The 20,957-nt window shown below is 70.7% G+C and carries 18 protein-coding genes and 2 pseudogenes; 9 read left to right on the forward strand and 11 right to left on the reverse strand.

The window, feature by feature from the left end; genetic code table 11:
• Positions 1–46: 46 nt before the first annotated feature.
• Together AB0C35_RS18820 and AB0C35_RS18825 are read right to left on the reverse strand one after the other, a co-directional pair.
• The gene (locus AB0C35_RS18820) at positions 47–547 is read right to left on the reverse strand and encodes a hypothetical protein (RefSeq protein ID WP_358457236.1); all 501 of its coding nucleotides are present in this window, start codon (positions 545–547) and stop codon (positions 47–49) included.
• Positions 548–1,306: 759 nt separating this feature from the next.
• The gene (locus AB0C35_RS18825; protein WP_358457239.1) at positions 1,307–1,642 is read right to left on the reverse strand and encodes a hypothetical protein; all 336 of its coding nucleotides are present in this window, start codon (positions 1,640–1,642) and stop codon (positions 1,307–1,309) included.
• A gap of 378 nt (positions 1,643–2,020) precedes the next feature.
• On the opposite strand from AB0C35_RS18825, the pseudogene AB0C35_RS18830 reads away from it, so the two are divergent.
• The 3 genes and pseudogenes from AB0C35_RS18830 to AB0C35_RS18840 form a co-directional block, all read left to right on the forward strand.
• Positions 2,021–2,137, forward strand: a pseudogene (locus AB0C35_RS18830) (DUF397 domain-containing protein); the annotation flags it as partial.
• A 303-nt stretch (positions 2,138–2,440) separates the two neighbouring features.
• Positions 2,441–3,361 carry a DUF1963 domain-containing protein gene (locus AB0C35_RS18835; RefSeq protein ID WP_358457380.1) on the forward strand — a complete coding sequence of 307 codons (921 nt, stop codon included), beginning with the start codon at positions 2,441–2,443 and terminating at the stop codon, positions 3,359–3,361.
• A gap of 365 nt (positions 3,362–3,726) precedes the next feature.
• Entirely contained in the window at positions 3,727–4,569 is an 843-nt protein-coding gene (locus AB0C35_RS18840; RefSeq protein WP_358457242.1) for an SGNH/GDSL hydrolase family protein, read from the forward strand.
• A gap of 53 nt (positions 4,570–4,622) precedes the next feature.
• On the opposite strand, the gene AB0C35_RS18845 is transcribed toward AB0C35_RS18840, so the two are convergent.
• From AB0C35_RS18845 to AB0C35_RS18880, 8 genes and pseudogenes are all read right to left on the reverse strand, one after another.
• On the reverse strand, positions 4,623–5,195 hold the full coding sequence (locus AB0C35_RS18845; protein ID WP_358457245.1) for a suppressor of fused domain protein: 573 nt from the start codon (positions 5,193–5,195) through the stop codon (positions 4,623–4,625).
• On the reverse strand, positions 5,192–5,767 hold the full coding sequence (locus AB0C35_RS18850; RefSeq protein WP_358457247.1) for a GNAT family N-acetyltransferase: 576 nt from the start codon (positions 5,765–5,767) through the stop codon (positions 5,192–5,194). Before AB0C35_RS18850 ends, AB0C35_RS18845 begins: the two co-directional genes overlap by 4 nt.
• Positions 5,768–5,930: 163 nt before the next feature.
• Positions 5,931–6,965, reverse strand: coding sequence for a class I SAM-dependent methyltransferase (locus tag AB0C35_RS18855; protein ID WP_358457249.1), 1,035 nt, complete (start codon positions 6,963–6,965; stop codon positions 5,931–5,933).
• A gap of 54 nt (positions 6,966–7,019) precedes the next feature.
• Entirely contained in the window at positions 7,020–9,920 is a 2,901-nt protein-coding gene (locus AB0C35_RS18860) for an AAA family ATPase (protein WP_358457251.1), read from the reverse strand.
• Between the two features lie 75 nt (positions 9,921–9,995).
• A pseudogene (locus AB0C35_RS18865) lies at positions 9,996–10,649 on the reverse strand (maleylpyruvate isomerase family mycothiol-dependent enzyme); the annotation flags it as partial.
• A gap of 146 nt (positions 10,650–10,795) precedes the next feature.
• Positions 10,796–11,359 (reverse strand): DUF3237 family protein, encoded by a 564-nt coding sequence (locus tag AB0C35_RS18870; protein ID WP_358457253.1) that lies wholly within the window; start codon positions 11,357–11,359, stop codon positions 10,796–10,798.
• Entirely contained in the window at positions 11,356–12,174 is an 819-nt protein-coding gene (locus AB0C35_RS18875) for an MBL fold metallo-hydrolase (protein WP_358457255.1), read from the reverse strand. Before AB0C35_RS18875 ends, AB0C35_RS18870 begins: the two co-directional genes overlap by 4 nt.
• 208 nt (positions 12,175–12,382) lie before the next feature.
• Positions 12,383–13,102 (reverse strand): TetR/AcrR family transcriptional regulator, encoded by a 720-nt coding sequence (locus AB0C35_RS18880; protein WP_358457258.1) that lies wholly within the window; start codon positions 13,100–13,102, stop codon positions 12,383–12,385.
• Positions 13,103–13,277: 175 nt separating this feature from the next.
• Between AB0C35_RS18880 and AB0C35_RS18885 the strand changes: the two genes are divergently transcribed.
• Together AB0C35_RS18885 and AB0C35_RS18890 are read left to right on the forward strand one after the other, a co-directional pair.
• Positions 13,278–15,455: an MMPL family transporter gene (locus AB0C35_RS18885; protein ID WP_358457260.1), complete on the forward strand. Its 2,178-nt coding sequence runs from the start codon at positions 13,278–13,280 to the stop codon at positions 15,453–15,455.
• 212 nt (positions 15,456–15,667) lie between these two features.
• Positions 15,668–15,970: a hypothetical protein gene (locus AB0C35_RS18890; RefSeq protein ID WP_358457263.1), complete on the forward strand. Its 303-nt coding sequence runs from the start codon at positions 15,668–15,670 to the stop codon at positions 15,968–15,970.
• Positions 15,971–16,185: 215 nt separating this feature from the next.
• Here AB0C35_RS18890 and AB0C35_RS18895 read toward each other — a convergent pair whose 3' ends face one another.
• Complete coding sequence (locus AB0C35_RS18895; protein ID WP_358457265.1) at positions 16,186–17,085, reverse strand: Ku protein; 900 nt, start codon at positions 17,083–17,085, stop codon at positions 16,186–16,188.
• Between the two features lie 164 nt (positions 17,086–17,249).
• Between AB0C35_RS18895 and ligD (AB0C35_RS18900) the strand changes: the two genes are divergently transcribed.
• From ligD (AB0C35_RS18900) to AB0C35_RS18915, 4 genes are all read left to right on the forward strand, one after another.
• Positions 17,250–18,224, forward strand: coding sequence for a non-homologous end-joining DNA ligase (gene ligD, locus AB0C35_RS18900; protein WP_358457268.1), 975 nt, complete (start codon positions 17,250–17,252; stop codon positions 18,222–18,224).
• 14 nt (positions 18,225–18,238) lie between these two features.
• Positions 18,239–19,147 (forward strand): non-homologous end-joining DNA ligase, encoded by a 909-nt coding sequence (ligD, locus tag AB0C35_RS18905; protein ID WP_358457271.1) that lies wholly within the window; start codon positions 18,239–18,241, stop codon positions 19,145–19,147.
• Positions 19,148–19,251: 104 nt separating this feature from the next.
• Positions 19,252–20,577, forward strand: a complete 1,326-nt coding sequence (locus tag AB0C35_RS18910; protein ID WP_358457273.1) for an NAD(P)/FAD-dependent oxidoreductase — start codon at positions 19,252–19,254, stop codon at positions 20,575–20,577.
• 41 nt (positions 20,578–20,618) lie between these two features.
• Positions 20,619–20,831, forward strand: coding sequence for a hypothetical protein (locus AB0C35_RS18915; protein ID WP_358457276.1), 213 nt, complete (start codon positions 20,619–20,621; stop codon positions 20,829–20,831).
• The last annotated feature ends 126 nt before the right edge of the window (positions 20,832–20,957 follow it).

Below are 20,957 nucleotides of genomic sequence, written 5' to 3' on the forward strand. Positions count from 1 at the left end.
CCAATCCGGCCAGGTCACGCGCATCGAGACCGTCATCAACGGCGAGTCATTCTGGAAATGGCGCAGATTCAATAAGGAGAACAAGCTGCCGCCTGGCCTGTTCCCATCGCGCTCTCCTTGCCACCTGCGGACCTCGGGGATCCTTTAAGTCCTTCCGTCCCGCAACCTTCTGCGCCTCGTGAGCCACATCGAAAACCGACGGGATGAATGATTCTCTTACGACGATTCCAGCCTGCTCCATATTTCTTTGACAGGCAGCCATTACCGCAATGCAGGCGACCCAACTCACGGCCGCCGAAACGTCGTCGACACCCTCTCGCGCTTTGAAGTATTGGTCGTGGGCGATCTGCAACCCGGCAATATCACCACTCTTCATAAAGTCTCGAGCTGCGGCAATATAAGAGAGTGAGACTTTCGCAAGGGCTGGGTCGAGAATGCTTTGTGCACCCAGTAGGCTTTGCTCAGCGAATCTCAGGGCGAGGGTCCGGGCATGACTCTCATCGACCTCATGGAGGAGCTTATTGAGAACTCGAGGAATGATAATCAATTCTAAGTCCTCCTACTCATGTTCAAGGTATTCAACGTTTCTTCCGGAGTCCCGGCCACGGTACTCATTTGAGTCAATTTGTATTTCTTCTTGAGGGACGACGGACGGCGCCGGCGTCCACGATCGCCGACGCCCAGTCCCACCTGCCCGCGGGCGCCCCACTCGTCCAGCACCGCATGATGCAGGTGCGGCCACAGCTCAGCTGGTCCAGGCGGTGAACCGGCGATGCACGGTCGGCACGCTCACCCCGAACTCACCCGGCAGATGCCGCCACGCACACCCCCTGGTCAGCACGTCACGATCGCGGTGAACACCGCCCGATCGTCCACACCCGCCCTCCCACCACCCTGCCGACGCGGCGCGAACCCGGGACCAACGACTCGACCACCTCCCACTCCCACAACTCATCCGGCACCAACCGGAGTGCAAGATCCGACACGATCCCGGATTATCTCGCAGGCCACACCCGCCCACATGAGACACGCTCTTAGTGTCGCACTCGACCGGTCCTCACTTCGGGATCGCCGAGCGGGTGAGTGGGCCGTTCTTGTCGGCGACCAGGCAGAGGGCGGTATTTCTCCCCGCTCGCCCACTCCCGCTGGTTAGCCCCCGATGCGCAGCAGCAGATGCGCCAGCGGGTTCTGACCGAAGATGCGCCGTGCCCCGCTCGGCGCAGCGGACGTAGACCTTCGCCTCAATGGGATCCTTCTCGCTCGTCAGTGTGGCTTATTACAACTGCCGGATCAAACACGCCGCAAATTACGGATTAGGTGTTGCTGAACCATCGGAATCGAGGTAGGTAGTCAGTGTATCGCGCCAATCATCACCACCGAGACCAGATGCCATAAGGAGATCTCGCCAGTCCCGCTGAGCCAGTCCAATGACATCCTCAGAGGCAACTCCACGACCGACAAGAATAGCGATTGCAGCACCAACACGCTCCGCATCCTGACCGTCGACATTGGTCTCATCGAAGCACTCGAGAGATGCGATGAGGTCTGCCGACAAATCCTGCGGAAGACTTCGCTCCAGGTACTGGGCGAGCCGTTGAGAAACCTGCATTTGAACACTCCATGGAATCAGCCCGTCTCCCACGCAAGGACCTCCTTGTCCGCGCCCCCGCCGGTTGTGACCGGCAGGACCGTCGCGTGGCAAGCCAGGCGCCGGACATGCCAGAGCTGGCGACGGCGAAGCCGATCGCGAACACCACCAGGCCGGCGGCACCGGTGACCAGCGCAATGATCGCTAATCGGTTCGTCCGTGTGGGGTCGGCGGACGGCGAGGTTGGACTCGCGGGCTCCGGAACACCGTCAATGTCAGGTGACATCCTCACGGGAAGAACATACGGCGGCGTGCTCACAAACTGGGCCCGGGCGGTGGGAAACGTCGGGAGGTGTGACGAACCACCATGACACCAGTGCGCCTGGATCGGGTCGAGTTCTATGATCGGCCAGGGAAGCGGGAGGAGGAGCGTTGAGCACCACGGAACCACGCGACACCCTCACCCCCGAGGAACGCGCACACGTCGCCTGGCACATCAGCACCTTCAGCCCGGACCACGGCGGCAACTGTGTCGAGGCAGGCCCCCTCGTGGACTGCACCGACCGTGTCGCCGTCCGCCACAGCCACCGTCCCCGACGCCGAAGTCATCCTCTACACCCCGCGCCGAATGGCAAGCCCTCCTCGCTGGCGTCCGCAACGGAGAGTTCGACTTTTCCGCCTGAGATGCGCTCACGGCCTCGTTGCCCAGACGTCAAGAACACCGCACGTGAGGCATGGACGCCGTTGTCCCGACGATTGTCGGGTCTATGTGCAAGAGTGCCCCCGTGTCCGCCGGTCCAGCGGGACGAGCGGAGCAGGCGAATCGATCGAAGCAACCCACTGGAGCACCTCTTGCCTGACAAGTCCGAAGCTTCATCGGCCGGATCCGGCAGACGCAGCGCGGAACCCGGCACCGCGGGCTCGTTGCCCCTGGCACTTCGGGAGAAGTTGGACCGCTTTCGTCGCGCGGCGCTCGAATCAGGGATTCCGCCCGAGGACGTGGAGCGCTGGCTGGAGTTGGCCCGTCGGCGCGTCAAACTGACCACAGAGGCGCAGGGGCCGCCTGTGGGTCGCCTCGGGGGTCCGGTGATGCTTCCGCCCGACCTCCACGTTCCCGCGCTGGACGGGGACCTCCCGGAACACCTCATCGCGACCATTGATTTCGCAGCCCTGCCCGAGGACGTGACGAACCTCCCCCTGCCGCGCGACGGCCACCTTCTGTTGTTCGCATTCCCCGACCTGGACGGTTGCGACGGATCGGCGGTGTACATCCCCGCCGGTACGACCGTCCAAGTGCGCCACGTGGAGTACGACTACGATCCGGGTGACCTGCAAGCGGACATGGATTTCGACAACGAACTCCAGGGTGAACTGCACTACCGGGAAGACGTATCCCTGCCTGATCACTCCTTCATAGAGAAACAAGAAATCGCCCTCGACCTTGCCGCACATCCCCGCGCCGAGGACCTGCGTGAGGTGTGGAGCCGGATCGACTCGATGACCGCGGAGGAGTCCGGTTCCGTTCCGCTGCGCATCGGCGGGTACGCGCTGGACAACGAGGGGTTCGGGGATCCCGTCGTCGATTGTGCGTCGAATCACGCGGGAAGCCCGCCCGATAGGCGGTTCAAGTCCGAGGACTGGGTGCTCTTGGCCGAATGGCGACCGGGCTTGGAGCACCTGTGGTCCGCCATCGTGTACTGGGCGATCAAAAGGCGGGACTTGGAGGCACGGCGCTTCGATCTGGTGTCCGTCCACATGAACGCCAATCCCTGACGTGATCGCCGGCCTTCGCGCCGTCCGGGGCGTGGCCATACTCGGCCAGTGATTACTGGCACGATTCGTGCGATGGTGGGAGCGCAGGGAACCCCCTACGAAGGCGGTCACCAATGGCGTCGCATATCCGCAGGTCAGTGGCTATCGGAGCGAGTGCTGCGGTGCTTGCCGCCGGAGGGGTGGTGACCGCGTCGCCCGCTGTCGCGGAGACCGGCACCCAGATCTGCCAGGGTCCGGGAGTCGCCTGGCGGGTCGATTATGAAGTCACCAGCTCGGGTTATGGGCCGGTCGCCCACGCTACGGGGCTGCAGCGCCGGACCCTCCCGAGCGGAGCATGGACCGACGCCTCGACGCAAACATGGCAATTGCGCTGGGACAACCTGCCGAGCGCGTGGGGCAACCCCTTGGCAAGCGCGTTCCAGCAGCAGGGAGACCTTGCGGCGATCGGCGGCACCCCGGTCGCCACCTATCTGTCGCCTCGGTTCGTCGCGCCGGACGGGGCGTGCACCGTCTATCTCGCCCCGTTCGCCAATGGGGGCGCCGGTAATCCGAAGATCGCTGTTCTCGGGAACAGCCTTACACAGAGTCTCAACGACTCCAGCTATAACCAGCAGCACCTTCAGGGGTACGTGCAGGGCAATCTCAACGCCGCCGGTATGCGGGCCGAGGTCGAGGGGCACGGGGGACGCCGCTGGGTCGCCACCCCCGGTACGACCGGGCTGGTCAAGGCCGACTCCTACCTGCTGGACGAGTACCGCGGCCTGCTCCAGCACGACCCGCAGGGGTACGTGATCGCGCTCGGCGCGAACGACGCGGGGTGGGTCGCGCTCGCGGGCACGCCGGCCGACCGGCAGGCCCGGCTCGACTCCACGATCGACGGGCTCCGCACGATCCTGGACGAGCTGCGCGCGGACGGGAAGTGCGTGGTCTTCGTGACCGGCCCCGACAACCTCGCGACCTACTGGACCGCCGACCCCTGGCACTACGCGTGGGCGGCGCAGTCCATCAACCAGGAGCTGCGTGCCCAGGCCAACGCGTCCGGCACCGACAGTTTCAAGCTCCGCGACTTCGCCCAGCTCTCGTGGGACCACCACACCTACAGCCAGGGCCAGGACGTCTGGTTCGGAAGCGACGACCTTCACCTGAACGCCGTCGGCAAGCTCGTCCTCACCAGTGAGATCACCCAAGCCGCCGCACAGTGTCCGTGACCCACGCTCCCGCCACGGCCCACTCCGCCATCTCCGCGGGCAGACAGGTGGTTCTAGACGATCGGATCTCGATTGAGGTCCAGAATGTTCACGCTCCTGGCATCCATTAGGGACTCGAATTCATCAAGCATCTCGCTCTCAATGAACTCAGCCTCGCTCTGATGGATCGGAAGCAGCCACAAGAATCGAGCTTCACCGGCCTTCGGCGGTGACCATTCGAGATCCGGGCCATACGGGTAAGGAAGACTGACTAGGAGGTGATCCATACGTGAACCCCGCGTCAATGGGCGGCCAATATGGATGACCGACCCAACGTCGAGTCTATGGGCCTCAAACGAGTGATAGTGGCCGACCATTGCCAGAGTTTCGGAGTGGGCTTCGTCAGGCAAAGGCGACATGACGAAGAACTCTGTTCCTCCGGGGGCAGGATCGAAAAGCGAGCACCCCACCGTCACGTAGACCCAAGCCTCACCAGCTCGCTTGGGAAGCACGCGGTAGGTGGAAAAGCGTGGGATCCGTTCCAGGATCGGCCCGTGCTCCCAGGTTGCAGCCTCCACGATGTGGCCATCCCAGAAGCCGCGAACATGGCGTTCGAGAGCGAGCAGCCGTGCGGCTTCTTCAGTCATAGCCTCGGCGCATCCGTAGGCCCGCGGTCGGTCCGGCGATCGTCTCTGTCGATGCGGTAGATGACGTGGGCGGGGTCGTCGATGGGGTTGTCCGGGGTGAGGTCGCCTTCGGCCACGCGTTGCAGGCCGGCCTTTCCCAGGGCTCGCCAGGACGCGCGGTTGGCCGCCACGACCGGGACGATCACGCATGTCGCGTCCGGGTAGTCGTGCCAGGTCCGCTCGATCATCGCCTGGATCATTCGCGTGCCGAGTCCGCGTCCGACGAGGTCCGGCTCGCCGATCAGGTAGTCGATGCTCACCGCTCCGTCCGGAACGGTCATCACCGGCGTCAGTTCGTCCAGGTATTCGGGGTAGTCGGCCAGGCGGCAGCGTTGGACCAGGCCGAACGGGCGTCCGTCCAGGAGGGCCAGCCAGTCTTCGGAGGGTTCCTCTCGCCGGGCCGCGGGGCCGAAGTCGCGTGCGACGCCTTCGGGTGAGGAGTCGTGGTTCCACCAGCGCGCCACGTACGGTTGCCGCAGCCATTGGCCGAGCAGCGGGAAATCGTCCTCGGTGACGCGCCGCCATGCAATCACCGTTCGATGGTAAACCCGGGACCGGTGATCTTTGTGGGCTCCGGCAGGACGGTGAAGTCCCGGGAGACCACGGAGTGGAAGCCCGGGTTCGCCTGCAGGCCGCGGAAGGTCTCACCGGTTTGGTAGGCGCATCGGGGCGTGGTCCTGCCAGGGGCCGTTTTGGTCAGCGGGCCTGGTAGACGGCGTTGACCGGGGTGCGGGCGGCGATGTGGAAGTCGGTGAAGCCCGCTTTGAGGAGGATTTCCCGGACGGCCTCTGCTCCCGCCTGGGCGCCGAGCCCGTAGCGCGGGGGTTCGGCTAGGGACGTGGGCAGGCACTGGAACAGGGACGCGGCGTAGGAGAACGCGGCCATGGGCTCGGCGAGGTTGGCGGCGGGGTCGTCCTCGGCGGCGGGCTCCACGAGCAGGAGCGTGCCGTCCGCGACGAGTGCCTTGCGGGCGTGCGCGGCGGCGGCCAGGGGGTCGCTGAGGTCGTGGAAGGTGTCGAACATGCAGATGAGGCCGTAGCCGCCGGCCGGGTAGGCGTCGGCGGCTGCCACCTCGAAGCGCAGGCCGGGTGGCAGCGGCTGCGATCGGGCCGCCCGTACCGACGGCTCGTGGCGGTCGTAGCCGACGAAGGTCGACGCCGGGTAGGCCTCGGCCATCAGGCGGGTGCTCGCGCCGAAGCCGCAGCCCACGTCCGCGACGGTGATGCCGTCCCGGAGGCGCTGTTCGACACCGTCGAGTGCGGGCAGCCACGAGCCGATCAGGTTCGCCCGGTAGGCGCTCTCGAAGAAGCGGGCCGTGCCCTCGTGGACGGCCTGGGGCTGCCGGTCCCAGGCGATGCCCGTTCCGGCACGGAAGGAGTCGGTCAGGTGGTCGATGTTCTGGAACCAGCCGGTGGGCAGGAGCGCGCCACCGGCCATCGACGCCGGAGACGCCGGGTCGGCGAGCACCGCGCGGCCCTCGGGCGGCAGTGTGAAGCGGCCGTCGTGGTGGTGCAGCAGTCCGGCGGCCGTCTGCTGGTGCGCCCATTCGCGGAGGTAACGCTCGTGGCATCCGGTGGCGGCGGCGAGTTCGCCCGGCGTCGCGGAGCCCAGCCGGGCCAGGGCGTCGTAGAGGCCGAGCCGGTCGCCGGCGACGATCGCCGCGGTGGTGGCCGCGCCGGTGTAGGCCTGCGCGACCTGCCCGGCGTACCGCTCGATGAGTTCGGTGTTCATGCCGCCGAGTCTCGGGCGGCGGGGGGCGGCGCGTCGGGCGGGGCGGGCACCCGGTTAACGGTCCGGGTGCACCCGGCTAAGGCGGGCCAGGGCGGCGCGGTCGGCGGACCCGGTCTTCAGCAGCAGGCTGGTGACGTGCTTCTCCACCGTGCGAGGCGACAGGACGAGCCGGTCGGCGATCTCCTTGTTGGACAGCCGTTCGGCGAGCAGCACGAGCACGTCCATCTCCCGGCTGGTCACGCCCATCTCCCGCAGGTCGTCGGGGACGGCGGCGGCGCCGCGGCCCGCGCGCGGCACCGGCGCCCCCGCCTGACGCAGCAGCACCCGGCAGGACGTGGCCAGCGGCTCGTAGCGGCCTGCGGCGAACCAGCGGACGGCCGCGCTCAGCCAGGTCACCGGTTCGCCCCAGCCGTCGGCCAGCGCCGCCGGGGCCACCGTCCAGCAGGTGAGGTGGTGCAGGAACTCGGGCTCCTGGTAGTGCCCGATCAGCGCGAGCGCGCCGTCGAAGTCGCGGGACGCGCGGTCGTGGTCGCCGCGCCGCCCGGCCAGGACGGCGTCGGCGGCGCGCAGCAGTGCGACGTTGAACCGGGTGTCCGAGCCCGCCCCGCGTCTCGCCCGCCGCAGGACGTCCGCGCCCGTGGCGGTGGCGTCGTCGTCGAGGACGCGCAGCAGCGCCCACAGGCCCCAGTGCGGGAAGTGCTCGCCGGGGAGGGTGTCCAGGAGGCCGGTGGCGCGGTCGAGGGCCGCGAGGGCACCCTGCCGGTCGGCCTCGTGCAGCGCCAGCATGACGTGGACGTTGCCGTCCACGGCCGCCTCCACCGCCGGATCGCCGGGAGCGAGAGACTCGATCTCGGCGGTCACCCGGTCGACGGCCACGTGGTCACGCTCGTGCGCGTAGGTGCGGGCGAGTGTCACCAGGGCATAGGGCAGCAGGGACAGGCCGAGCCGCCGCGACACCGCCACCGCCCGCTCGGCGGGGCGGCGCGCGGTGACCGGATGGCCGCGGCAGACCCACACCAGCGCGAGGTGCATGTCGGCGACCGCGGCGATGGCGGGGGAACCGGCCTCGATCGCGGCGCCGCGGGCCTGCTGCAGCCGGTCGGCGCGCAGCCGGTCGAACAGGTCGATGGTGCCCAGTTCCTGGAGTGCGCGGGCCCGCCACAGGCTCAGCCCGTGCCGATCGGCGAGCGCCAGTGCCGACTCGAACGCCGACTCGGCGCGGGCGAGGTCGTGGACGCGGGTGGCGCGGCCGGTCGCCTCCAGCGCCTGGCAGTGCGCCTCGGCCGGGCCCGGGAAGCTGCCCAGCACCTCTTCGGCGAGGCGGACCGCCGCGTCCAGCCGTCCCGCGTCCACCGCGATCAGCGCCTGAAGCGCGGTCGCCCGGGCCTGCCGGTCGTGGTGGTGCGGCCCGGCGGCGCGAACCCCGGCCCGGTCGGCGTGAGCGGACGCCTCATCGTGGCGGCCCGCCGCCAGCATCGCCCTGGCAAGCGCCAGCTCCAGGTCGGTCTGCGCGCCGTCCGGGCCGGGGGTGTTCTCCAGCGCGACGGCGGCCAGCTTCAGCGCCTCGTCGACCTCGCCCGCGAGGGCGAGCACCTCGGCCAGCGCTCCGACCGGGCCCCGCGCCGGCGGAGACAGGTCCACGGCGCGCCTCAGCAGAGGTTCGGCGCTGGCCAGGGCGCCCCTGTCGCGGGCCCGCCGGGCGGCCTCCGTCAGGTGGGTCACGGCGCGTTCACGGTCACCGGTCGCCTCTGCCAGCTCGGCGGCCAGCTCGCACCGTGAGCCCGGCAGGCCGGGGTGCGCCCGTTCGATGGCCGCGAGGGCGCGGGCGCCCAGGATCGCGTGGTCGGACGGCAGCAGCAGCGCCCGGATCCGCTCGCGGACCAGCGCATGCCGGAACACCAGTGCGCCCGCCTCGACCGTAAGGAGCCGGGCGTTCGCGGCCTCCCGAAGCGCCGCCGCGACCTCGTCGCGTCCGAGCCCGGTGACCTCCGGGAGCAGCCGCCAGTCGAAACGGCGGCCGAGGAGGGCGGCGGCGAGGAGCGTCCGCTGCGCCGCGGGCGTCAATGACTCCAGGCCGCGCCGTACCGACTCCCCCATCGTGCCGGGCACCTGCGCGTTCAACGTGCCGCGCAGCCGCCAGCCGTCGTCGTCCCGGACGAGCGCGCCCGAGCGGACCAGGCCGGCCAGCAGCTCCTCGACATAGAACGGCACGCCGTCCGCGCGCTGCCGCACATGGTCGAGCAGCGGTTCGGGGACGGCCTGTTCCCGCAGGCAGGACAGCACAAGGGTGTCGATGGCGGCGCCGTCCATGCGCTCCAGCGGCACGACGGCGGCTGCGCGGCGGTCGGCCAGCCGCCGGATCGTGTCCCCCGCCGGGCCCGGCGGGTCGGTCCGCAGCGTGACCAGGCACAGCGTGCGGTGCGCGTCGGCGTTGTCGGCCAGGTACTCCAGCACCGCCAGGGTCTCGGCGTCGCACCAGTGCGCGTCCTCGATCACCAGCAGCGCACCGGAGCGGTCGCCGACCACCGCCAGCAGCCGCAGCACCGCCTCGCAGACGGCGGCCAGCGAGACGGGGTCCCGGTCGCCGGTGCGCCAGCCCGGGACCAGCTGGCCCAGGGTGGGCAGCAGCGGCCGCAGCCGCGGGTCACCGGGAGGTCCCCCGTCCCGCCAGTGCCGCGCCAGCGCCTCGCTGAGCGGCCGGAACGGCTCGGCCACCGCCGTGTCCGCGGCCCGCCCCGCCAGGACGGGCAGGCCGCGCCGGCGGGCGTCGGCCTCGGCGGCGGCGCGCAGCCGGCTCTTGCCGATGCCGGCCTCCCCGGCCAGCGCCAGCATCCCGCCGCGCCCGTCCGCCGCCGCCCGCACCGCGCGGGCGAGCAGGTCGAGCTCGGACTCCCGGCCGACGATGGCCGAGCTGGTCAGCTCGGCGGTGCCGGGAAACGGCGGCGTACCGGACATGGTGCTCCCCCCGAGGTCGGCGCCCCCGCCCATTATCGGCGCACACCGCCCTCGGGTGCCTGTCCGGAATGCGCCTCAGAACGGGACCGTGACGGCGAGCAGCCCGTCCCCCCGCGCCCGGCCCGACAGGACGCGGGCGAACTCGATGGCGTCCAGCTCGATGCCGGGGCCGTCCTCCCCGCTCCGGAACCGGCCGCCCGCCGGGCCGGTCAGCTCCAGCACGAACGGCCGCGCGTGCCGGACGGCCCATTCACGGACCAGGTCGGCCACGAGCCTGCCGTCATGGCCTGCCCCCAGCTCCAGCGGCCGGCCGCAGGCGCGGGCGATGTCGATGCGGTGCATCCACACGTCCCTGGTGTAGATCAGGCGCAGCAGGTACCGCAGCCGCCAGGTCTCGTTGATCGGATCGCCGACCGGCAGCGGCACGAACCCGGCCAGCCGCGCCTGCGCCATGCGGGCCCGCACCGCACGTCCCTCGGCGCGCCGCAGCCGCTCGACCAGCTCCGCCGGGGACGGCCCGTCGCGCTCGGCGACCTGCATCGCGTTCACCCGGTCGACCTCGATCCACCGGCCCCGGCGGCCGTGCCGCAGCTGGCGCAGCATCTCCGCCGGCCGGGCGTTGGCCTCGGTCGCGCCGGTGACGTGCGCCACGATCTGGCGCACGTCCCAGTCCGGGCAGTCGGTCGGCCGCGCCCAGTCGGCGTCCGACAGCCCCCTCCAGCGAGCGGCGGAACCTGCGGTGCTCCTCCCGCGCCAGCCGCGCGGCCCGCCCCGGTGACAGCCGGGGAATGCGGTCGACGGTGATCACGACGGCCTCCTAGCGTCGGCGGGTGCGGGCCCGAGCTGCCGGCTGCGGCGGTGTGGCCCCTCAGCCATCACTCCGTTTTCGTGCCCCCGAAACGGCGTGCCTCGACATGGAGTTCCCCGGTGGCCATGTTGACCGTGCCGTTGTGGATCACGGCGAGCCGGTTGAGGTGGGCCAGCTCCGGCGCCCCCGTCTCGAAGACGGCCATCGCCTCGATCTTGAACGGGACGTCCGGGAAGGTGAAGTCCGGGGCGGCCAGCACCTCCGGCGGAGGCGCCTCCAGGTCCGCGGGCGGCAGGATGTACCCGGTGACGGTCACCGCGACCCGATGGCCGTCCACGGTCATCAGCTCCCGCGCGTCCACCACCCCGACCCCGTCGGCGCGGACCCGGAAGTAGTCGATCCCGGTCACCGCGGCCCCCGCGAACTCCCCCTCGGTGATCTTGCCGCCGAAGTGGTTGTCCCAGCGCGGGCCGTCCGGGGTGAGGCCGACGGGCAGGCTCTCGGTGAGCCGCCCCTCGAAGCGGTAGACCACGCCGTCGCGGGCGGTCGTGTCGGTGCCGGTCGTGTCGGTGTCGGTCGTGTCGGTGTCGGTCGTGTCGGTGTCGGTCGTGCCGGTGCGGATGTCGGTCATGATGCGGGCTCCATCGTGGCGAGCAGGGCGGTCAGCTGGTCGTGGGTGGTGGGCGGCACCGGGTCGGCGTCCGGCGCGGCGCGCAGCCGGCCGGCCATCTCCTCGACGCGCTCGTGGACGGGCGGCAGGTGCGAGCTGAGCACGGCGCTGGGCCGCAGCCGGACGACCGACTCCAGCGCCGCGCCGAGCCGGGCGGGGTCCGCCGTCGACACCCACGGGCTGTCGACGGTGGCCCAGGCGAGCTGCCCGGCGGCGACGGTCTCGAACGGCAGGTCGGAGACCGAGGCGGCGGCCGCCTCGTCCAGGTCGGGCAGCGGGGCGCCGAAGCAGTCGGAGCTGAACAGCGCCCCCGACAGGCCGTCGATGAACCCGGTGGTGCCGGGACTGTCGAACAGCGGCGGCCGGATCGTCTCCAGGGTGCGGTCCCCCACGTGCACCTTGTCGCCGGGGTTGACCACCCGCAGCCGGTCCAGCGGGAACGGGTGCTCGGGCATGATCCGGCCCACGCTCAGGAAACTGCTGATCACCGTGGCCTGCGGCGCCAGCTCCAGCAGCCGGCCCAGGCTGCCGGTGTGGTCGCGGTCCTCGTGCGTCAGCCAGATCCACCGCAGGTCCGCGATGTCGATCAGGGATTCGAGCGCGGCCAGGAACTCGCCGGCCAGCACTCCGGCGCCGGTGTCCACCAGGACCGGCTCCTCGGCGTGCAGGAGAAAGGCGTTCATCGGCAGCACGCCCGCGCCGGGGACGGGCCAGTAGGTCGGGATCACATGGACGTCGGGAACCGCCGAGAACGGTTCACCCAGAGTGGGTTGCATGGTGCGTCCTCCTTTCGGACGCTTCCCACCCTCCGCCGCCCGCCCCGGCCCCCACAGCGGCGGAAACCCCCCGGCTAACGACACCGGCCACCCAGTTAGCGGACGCGCCCGTTTCGGACGTCCGGGCCGCCGGGGGCGGTGTTCAGCCGGTGTCCAGCCGGGGCGCGGTGTTCGGCGGCGGCCTCCTCGCAGGGCTTCGGCCCGGCGGTCAGTCGCGGGCGGGCGGGGTGTAGGTCAGGCCCAGCGAGGGGACTATCTCGGCGAGCATCAGCTCGAACATCGGCTCGGCGTCTTCGAGGGCGAACTGCAGGTGGCCGAAGACGTCGAGGCTGACGCCGCCCTGCAGCCTGATCCAGCACTTGAGGAACTGCTGGATCACCCCGAGCGGCAGGTCGACGCCGACGACCTCGTCGCGGTAGCGGGCGAGCTGCGGGCGCAGGGCGGGGGCGATCTCGTCGTCGGACACGATGGGGAACGGCTTCTTGTTCCACAGTTCCAGGAACAGGGCCATGAACGTCCAGCCGAACCTGCGGGCGCAGTCCTCGGCGAAGTCGCCCTCCTCCCGGTCGGCGGCACCGCGCACGGGGGCGCCGAACAAGAGCGCGTACTCGCGCGGGTGCGCCAGCGCCCAGTGGCGGAACCGGCGCGACACCGCCAGGAGCTTGCCGCTCATGTCGCCCGGCGGGACGGCCTTCATCGCGGTGTGCAGCTCGCCCGTCAGCTCGGTGAAGATGTCGCCGACCAGGTGCCGCAGCAGCTCGCCGTGGCTGCCGAAGTAGCGGTAGAGGGCCGGCGCGGTCATCCCCATGTCCCGGGCGATCGCCCGGAGCGTCACCGCCTCGGGGCCCTCCTTGACGAGGATCCGCCGGGCGGTCTCGGAGATCTCCTTGACCGTCGCAGCGCGCAGCCGATCACGCCGTGTTCCCACTACGCCGCCCTCTTTCCTGGTGCCTGCCGGCCTCGCCGGCCCGCGACCGGCCGTCCCCGCATGATTCCCCAGAAACAGCCTTGACTAAAGCGAACATCGTATGCAATGTTAACACCATTCGTAGTAAACGGCATTCACTGAAGCTCACGGATGTCACTGGACAGGGGAGAGGACGATGTTCGATCGATGGGGCCGATGGGTCCACAGGCGGCGCAGGTGGATCCTCGCGGTGGCGGGCGCGGCACTGGTCTTCGCCGGCGTGTGGGGGACGGGCGTCTTCGGCGCGCTGACCTCGTCCGGCGGATTCGACACACCGGGCAGTGAGAGCGCGAAGGCGGCACAGATCGCCGAACGCGACCTCGGACGGGACGCGGCCGACGTCGTGATCCTCTACCAGGGCGGCACGACCGTGGACGACCCGGCGTACCGGGCGGCGGTCGAGCGGGCCCTGTCGGGCCTCCCGGCGGACAAGGTCGCCGGCACCGCCACGTACTGGACGACCCGGTCGCCGCAGTTCGTCAGCCAGGACCGCACCGCGACCTACGCCGTCCTGGAACTGGCGGGCGCCGACCAGGAGGCGAGGGACAGCGCCTACGAGTCGATCCGGGACGACCTGACCGAGGTCGGCGGCGGCCTCACCGCCAAGGCCGGCGGGGACGTCGCCACCGAGACCGCGATCAACGAGCGCGTCTCGTCCGACATCGCGCGCGCCGAGGCCATGGCCATCCCCGTGCTGCTGGTGCTGCTCGTGCTGATCTTCGGCGGGCTGGTGTCGGCGAGCCTGCCGCTTCTGGTCGGCGGCCTGGCCATCCTCGGCTCGTTCACCGCGCTGCACGCGCTCACCTACGTCACCGACGTGTCGATCTTCGCGGTGAACATCACCACGTTCCTCGGGCTCGGCCTCGCCATCGACTACGGGCTGTTCATGGTGAGCCGGTTCCGGGAGGAGATCCGGCGCGACGGCCGCACGGCCGAGGACGCCCTCGCCGCGACCATGGCCACCGCCGGACGCACCGTCGCGGTGTCCGGCGTGACCGTCGCCGTGTCGCTGTCCGGGCTGCTGCTGTTCGACCAGAAGTTCCTCGTCTCGATGGGCTACGGCGGGATCGCGACCGTGGTCGTCTGCATGGTCGGGGCGCTGACCGTGCTGCCCGCGCTGCTGGCCGCGCTCGGCCCGAAGGTGAACGCGCTGTCGATCCGGCGGCGCGGCCGGAACCGCGAGGACGGCGCGGAGAGCCGCATCGACGGCTGGTGGGGCCGGGTGGCGCACAGCGTCATGCGCCGGCCGCTGATCTACGTCGTCGCCACCGTGGCGCTGCTCCTGGCGCTCGGCGCCCCGTTCCTGCGCATCGGCTGGGGCGGCGTGGACGCCAGGGTCATGCCGGACGGCGCCGACGCCCGCGTCGTCGCCGAGACGCTGGAGACGCAGTTCCCGCGCAACGCCACGAGCCCGATCGAGGCCGTGGTGACGGGGACGTCCGACCGGGCCGCGGTCCAGGCGTACGGGGACCGCCTGGCCGCGCTGCCCGGGGTCACGGACGCGACCGTGACCGGCGCCGAGGGCACCACGACGCGGATCGCGCTGCGCTACGACGCCGACCCCAACTCCGACGCCGCCCGCGCCCTCGTCCAGGACGTCAGGGACGTACCCGCACCGCCCGGCGCGCAGTCGCACGTCGGGGGCGCCACCGCCGGCGTCGTCGACCAGCTCGACAGCATCGGCTCGACCCTGCCCTGGCTCGCCGTCCTCGTCGGCGGCGCGACGTTCGCCCTGCTGTTCCTGGCGTTCGGGTCGGTCCTGCTGCCGCTGAAGGCCATCGTGATGAACACGCTGTCGCTGGCGGCCACGTTCGGCGCGGTCGTGCTGATCTTCCAGGACGGGCATCTGTCCGGGCTGCTGAACTTCACCGCGACCGGCACGATCTCCCCGGCGATGCCGATCCTGATGCTGGCCATGCTGTTCGGCATCTCGATGGACTACGAGGTGTTCCTGCTGTCGCGGGTCCGCGAGCAGTACGACCTGACCGGCGACAACACCGCGGCGGTCGCCGCCGGCGTCCGGCGCACCGGCGCCATCATCACCAGCGCCGCCGTGCTGTTCATCGTCGTGATCGGCGCGTTCGCGACCTCGGGCATCACGTTCATCAAGATGACCGGCGTCGGGATGGCCATCGCGATCGCGCTCGACGCGACGATCGTCCGGGCGCTGCTGGTGCCCGCGACGATGCGGCTGCTGGGCCGCGCGAACTGGTGGGCGCCCGGCCCGCTCGCCAGGCTCTACCGCCGGTACGGCATCCGCGAGGGCGACTCGCCCGCGCCGCCGCCCCGGACGGAACTGGAGCCCGTGGGCTGACCCCCGGCCCGTTCCGGCGGCCGGCGCGTGCGACGCGCCGGCCGCCAATGCGTGCAAACCGCTTGTGATCTCCCTCACCCGCCGGAAGACTGAACGTCATTCGACCGGCGGCACAGCGTCGTCCCACCGGCGGCACCTCGCGTGACACGCCCCACGGCACAGGCCCCGGCGACTCTCTCATCACATTTACGGGTCGTTCCTTTGGAGGCACCATGTCCACGCAGGTGATCAGCGATGCCGAGACGGCACTCGGGCACCTTGAGCGCCTGACCGACGAACTGCGCTCCCGCGGCTGGGCCGTCGAGGTCGCCGCCCCCGCCGACCGGTGGCCCTGCGCGATCGTCGCCGACCCGCGGACGCGGGCGATGAACGAGAACGTCATCGCGGCCCGGGAACGGTCGGACGACAGCTGGTCGTACTTCTACGGCTGGGGCGAGCGCATCGCGCCGGCCGCCGACCCGTCCGCCGCCGCCACTGCGCTCGCCCGCGTCCTCACCGCCCGCCGCGACAACTAGATCCCGCCCCGACGGCCAGGTCCCGCCCCGACGAGCAGGTCCCGCCCCGACGCACGTCCACGTGAACAAGTGCGGACCCAAGCCCGAGGATGCCGGGCCGCACTACCAGAACCCGGACGCTCCGGACGGTGCCCCGCCCTCCAAGAAGGAGATCTGGCTCGACGTCAAGATCGAGCCCGGCGGCGGCGGGCGGGTCCGTGCCCGGGTGCGGGCGCTCAGGCCGACTTGCGGCTGCGGCTCTTCGCCGGCTCTTTCTTCTGGCCCGGCTTCGACGACTTGCGCGCGGCCGGCTTCTTCTCCGCCCCGCCCTTGCCGGACGCGGCCTTGCCGTCCTTCTCGCCGCGGCTCTTCTTGGCCGCCTCGACGCTCGCGCGCAGCGCGCTGAGCAGGTCGGCGGCGGGCTCCTCCTCGGGACCCTCGGCGGGCCGCGCCACCTCCCGGCCCTCGATCTTGGCGTCGATCACCGACTGGAGGGCCTCCCGGTAGGCGTCCTTGTACTCCGACGGGTCGAACTCCCCCTCCATCGACTCGATCAGCGACGTCGCCATCGACAGTTCCTGCTTGCGGGTCTCGATGTCCTCGTCCAGGAACGGGAAGTCGGGCGTGCGGACCTCGTCCGGCCACAGCATCGTCTCCAGCACGAACACGCCCTGCCGGACCCGCAGCGTCGCCAGCGACTCCCGCTGCCGGATCGCGATCTTGACGATGGCGACCTGGCCCGAGCTCTCCAGCGCGTCCCGCAGCAGCACGTACGGCTTGGCGCCCTGCGCGTCGGGCTCCAGGTAGTACGACTTCGCGAAGTAGATCGGGTCGACCTCCTCCGCCTCCACGAACTGCAGGACGTCGATCCGGCGGCTGGACGTCAGCGGCAGGTCCGCGAAGTCCTCGTCGGTGAGGATCACCATCTCGCCGCTCGGCAGCTCGTACCCCTTGGCGATGTCGGAGTACGGCACCTCCTCGCCGTCGGCGGTGCACACGCGCTTGTACTTGATGCGCGCCCCGTCCTCCCGGTGCACCTGATGGAAGCTGACGTCCCTCTGCTCGGTCGCCGAATACAGCTTCACCGGGATCGTCACCAGCCCGAACGAGATGGCGCCCTTCCAGATACTGCGCATGACCAGTCCCTACCCACCACGTTCCGACAACCCACCACGTCCCGACAACCCACCACGTCCCGACCCAGCACGTTTCCCGTCCATAGCGTCGCAAGCTCGTTCGATTTGCGCCAGAACGGACCCTTGATCCTTTTCTGCGGGGCCGGACCGGGTAAGACGGCGGTATGACCATGCCGTGGCCGGTTGAGCCGATGATGGCCGCCACCGGGAACCTTCCCTCCGACGGCGAGCAGTGGGGCCTGGAGCTGAAATGGGACGGCGTCCGCGTCCTGTCGCACGTCTCCGCCGACGGCGTCCGGGCCACTGGGCGGCGCGGCAACGACGTCACGAGCCGCTACCCGGAGCTGTCCGCCCTGGTCGATCTCCTCCCCCACCACGACGTCGTCCTCGACGGCGAGGTCGTCGCGTTCGAGGAGGGACGGCCCAGCTTCGAACGCCTCCAGCGCCGCATGCACGTGACCCAGCCCGACCCCAGACTGATCCGGGAGGTGCCCGTCAGGTACGTGGTGTTCGACATCCTGTTCCTGGACGGGCACGTCCTGTACGACATGCCGTACGCCGACCGCCGCACCCTGCTGGACGAACTGGACCTGGCCGGAACCGGCCCGGTGGAGGTGCCCCCGTACCTGCACGGCGGCGACACCGCGCAGGTGAACGAGTTACTCGCCTTCACCCGGGAGCAGCACCTTGAGGGGGTGCTCGCAAAACGCCTCGACTCCCCGTACCGTCCGGGCCGGCGCGTCGACTTCTGGCGCAAGGTCAAGAACTTCATGACACGCGAGGTCATCGTCTGCGGCTGGAAACCCGGCAAGGGACGGCGCGAAGGCGGCGTGGGCTCGCTGCTCCTCGGCGAGTACGACGTCAAAGGGCTGCTGGGCTTCGTCGGGCACGTCGGCACCGGCTTCACCGACCGCGCCCTGGACGAGCTGTACGAGACGCTGTGGCCCCTGCGGCGCCCCACGAGCCCCTACGACGAACCCGTCCCGCGCGAGTTCGCCCGTGACGCCCAATGGGTTGAGCCACAACTCGTCGGGGAGGTCGCCTACAGCGAGCGCACCAGGGACGGCCGCCTCCGCTTCCCGTCCTGGCGCGGCCTCCGCGACGACAAGGACCCGCTGGAGGTCACCAGTGAGCAGTAGATCCTGGAGGACCTGTGGCCGGTAAGCGGACGACCGTGGAGGTCGAAGGGCAGCAGCTCTCGCTGTCCAACCTCGACAAAAACCTCTACCCGGAGTTCACCAAGGGCGAGGTCATCGACTACTACGCCCGCATAGCCCCGGTGATGCTGCCGCACCTGAAGGACCGTGCCGCGACCCGGATCCGGTGGCCGGACGGGGTGGACGGCGGCAAGTTCTTCGAGAAGAACGCGCCGTCCCACACCCCGGACTGGGTGCGGACGGCCACGATCCCCACTCCCGGCAGTTCGACGGGGCGCGACACGCTCGACTTCGTCGTCGTCGACGACCTGCCAACGCTCGTGTGGTGCGCCAACCTCGCCGCGCTAGAACTGCACGTGCCGCAGTGGAAGGTCGGGGCGCGCGGCAAGGTGCATGCACCCGATCTGGTCGTCTTCGACCTGGACCCGGGCCCGCCCGCCACCATCGTGGAGGCGTGCGAAGTGGCGGCGCTGCTCCGCGACGTGCTCGCCGAGGACGGCCTGGAGTCCTACCCGAAGACGAGCGGGAAGAAGGGGCTGCACCTGTATGTCCCGGTCAAGGAGCCCAAGGAGGCGGAGCGGACGTCGGAGTACGCCAAGGCCGCCGCGCAGCGGCTCGCCGAGGAGCATCCCCGGCTGGTCGTCGCGAAGATGGACAAGCGGCTGCGCAAGGGCAAGATCTTCGTCGACTGGAGCCAGAACAACCCCGCGAAGACGACCGTCGCCCCCTACTCGCTGCGCGCCGCGAGCCGCCCGTCCGTCTCGACCCCCATCACGTGGGACGAGCTGGAGTCCTGCGAGGACGTCGCCGACCTGGTGTTCACCCCGGGCGACGTCCTCGGCCGCGTCGAGAAACACGGCGACCTCCTGGAGCCGCTGCTGAAGGACCACCGGCCTCTCCCCTAGCCGGCCCTCTCGATTCTTTCGCGTGCCCTATGTGTTCGAATCGGCACTCTCCGGCGCCGGATTCCGCCACCATGGTCGCGGGGACACGGCGGAAGGATGAACAGTTGGCGGACAACCACCACTACGACGCCGTGGTGCTGGGCGGGGGAACGGCCGGGGAACTGGTGGCGTCCGGGCTCGCCCGCGCGGGCCGGGACGTCGCGCTCGTCGAGAGACGCCTGGTCGGCGGGGAGTCGCCGTACTTCGCGTGCGTGCCGTCCAAGTCGCTGCTGCTGTCGGCGCGGCGCGGCGAGACGTGGGAGATGGCCCTCGCCCGGCGCGACGCGCTGGCCGGGCACCGCGGCGACGATCCGGCCGTCGCGCGGATGGCCGAGGCCGGCGTGACCGTCCTGCGCGGCCGGGGCCACGTCGCCGGACCGGGCCTGATCGAGGTGGACGGGGCCGGGCACGGCTTCGACGACCTCGTCGTCTGCACCGGCAGCGAGCCGGTGATCCCGCACGTCGACGGCCTCGCCGACGTCCCGCTGTGGACGAGCGACGAGGCGCTGTCGGTGCCGGACCTGCCGCGCCGGCTGGTGATCCTCGGCGGCGGCCCGGTCGGCTGCGAGATGGCGCAGGTGTACGCGTCGTTCGGGTCGCAGGTCTCGGTCGTCGAGGCGTCCGGGAGGCTGCTGACCGCCGAGGCGCCGTTCGCCGGGGAGGTCCTCGCCGACGCGCTGCGCCGGATGGGCGTCGACCTGCGGCTCGGCGCCGACGCCGGCCATGCGGGGCGCAAGGACACCGGGCTGCGGCTGTGGCTGTCGGACGGCGGGACGCTCGACGCCGACCGCGTCCTCGTCGCCGCCGGCCGCCGTCCCCGCGTCGAGGGGATCGGGCTGGAGAACCTCGGCGTCGCCTTCGCGCCGGGGCACGGGATACCGGTGGACGAGACGTGCCGGGTGCCGTCCGACGCGGGCCGGGTCTGGGCGGCGGGGGACGTCACCGGCATCGCCCGCACCACCCACGCCGCGCGCTACCAGGCGCAGGTGGCGCTGTCCAACCTCCTCGGGCGGCGCCGCGAGGCCGACTACCGCGCGGTCCCCCGCGTCGTCTACACCACGCCCACCGTCTACGCGGTGGGGATCTCGCCCAGGCAGGCCGCCGAACTCGGCATAGACCTCCACACCGCCGGGTACGACCTCGCCGCAACGGCCCGGGCGGCGGTCGAGGCCGACGAACGCGGCCGGGTGGAGCTGTACGCCGACCGGTCCCGCGGGGTGCTGGTCGGCGCCGCCGCCGCCGGACTCAACGCCGAGGAGTGGATGAGCGAGATCGCGCTGGCCATCCGTGCGGAGACGCCGCTGAGCCTGCTCACCGACGTCGTCCACGCGTTCCCGACCTACGGCGAGTCCGTCGAGGCGCCGCTTCGGGAACTGGCCGCGAACCTGTGAGGCAGCCGTTCTTGGAAAAGGACGCATGAGGAGGACGCGTGATGAGCGAGACTGACGATCTGGACCCGCCCGCACCGGGCGGCGCGGACACCGCGGGCGAGGCCAACGAGGCCGATGCCGCCGAGCAGCGGGCCGCGCTCGACGAGGACGAGCGCCCCCGCGAGTGGTACGCGCAGGTGCCGGACGACGTCAACGAGGCGGACGTGGTCGAGCAGCGGTTCGAGGTGCCGCTCGATGAGGACGACTACCGGTGACGCCCGCCCGGCCCCCGCACGGGCGGCCCCGCTGGTCCCCGGCACAGTCAACAAAGTTTCCGGAAGGTGCCGCGGTGGATGCCGGAGACCCTCGCCGGAAATACACTGACCTGCGTGAGGAACGTC

This window comes from Spirillospora sp. NPDC048819 (genome assembly GCF_040650055.1).
Taxonomy (GTDB): Bacteria; Actinomycetota; Actinomycetes; order Streptosporangiales; family Streptosporangiaceae; genus Spirillospora.

What these genes read in the sequence shown, in the direction of transcription:
- AB0C35_RS18845 (WP_358457245.1), bottom strand. Translation starts at nt 5,195, where the DNA reads ATGACTGAAGAAGCCGCACGGCTGCTCGCTCTCGAACGCCATGTTCGC.
- AB0C35_RS18855 (WP_358457249.1), bottom strand. Translation starts at nt 6,965, where the DNA reads ATGAACACCGAACTCATCGAGCGGTACGCCGGGCAGGTCGCGCAGGCC.
- AB0C35_RS18860 (WP_358457251.1), bottom strand. Translation starts at nt 9,920, where the DNA reads ATGTCCGGTACGCCGCCGTTTCCCGGCACCGCCGAGCTGACCAGCTCG.
- AB0C35_RS18870 (WP_358457253.1), bottom strand. Translation starts at nt 11,359, where the DNA reads ATGACCGACATCCGCACCGGCACGACCGACACCGACACGACCGACACC.
- AB0C35_RS18875 (WP_358457255.1), bottom strand. Translation starts at nt 12,174, where the DNA reads ATGCAACCCACTCTGGGTGAACCGTTCTCGGCGGTTCCCGACGTCCAT.
- AB0C35_RS18885 (WP_358457260.1), top strand. Translation starts at nt 13,278, where the DNA reads ATGTTCGATCGATGGGGCCGATGGGTCCACAGGCGGCGCAGGTGGATC.
- AB0C35_RS18890 (WP_358457263.1), top strand. Translation starts at nt 15,668, where the DNA reads ATGTCCACGCAGGTGATCAGCGATGCCGAGACGGCACTCGGGCACCTT.
- AB0C35_RS18895 (WP_358457265.1), bottom strand. Translation starts at nt 17,085, where the DNA reads ATGCGCAGTATCTGGAAGGGCGCCATCTCGTTCGGGCTGGTGACGATC.
- ligD (WP_358457268.1), top strand. Translation starts at nt 17,250, where the DNA reads ATGACCATGCCGTGGCCGGTTGAGCCGATGATGGCCGCCACCGGGAAC.
- AB0C35_RS18915 (WP_358457276.1), top strand. Translation starts at nt 20,619, where the DNA reads ATGAGCGAGACTGACGATCTGGACCCGCCCGCACCGGGCGGCGCGGAC.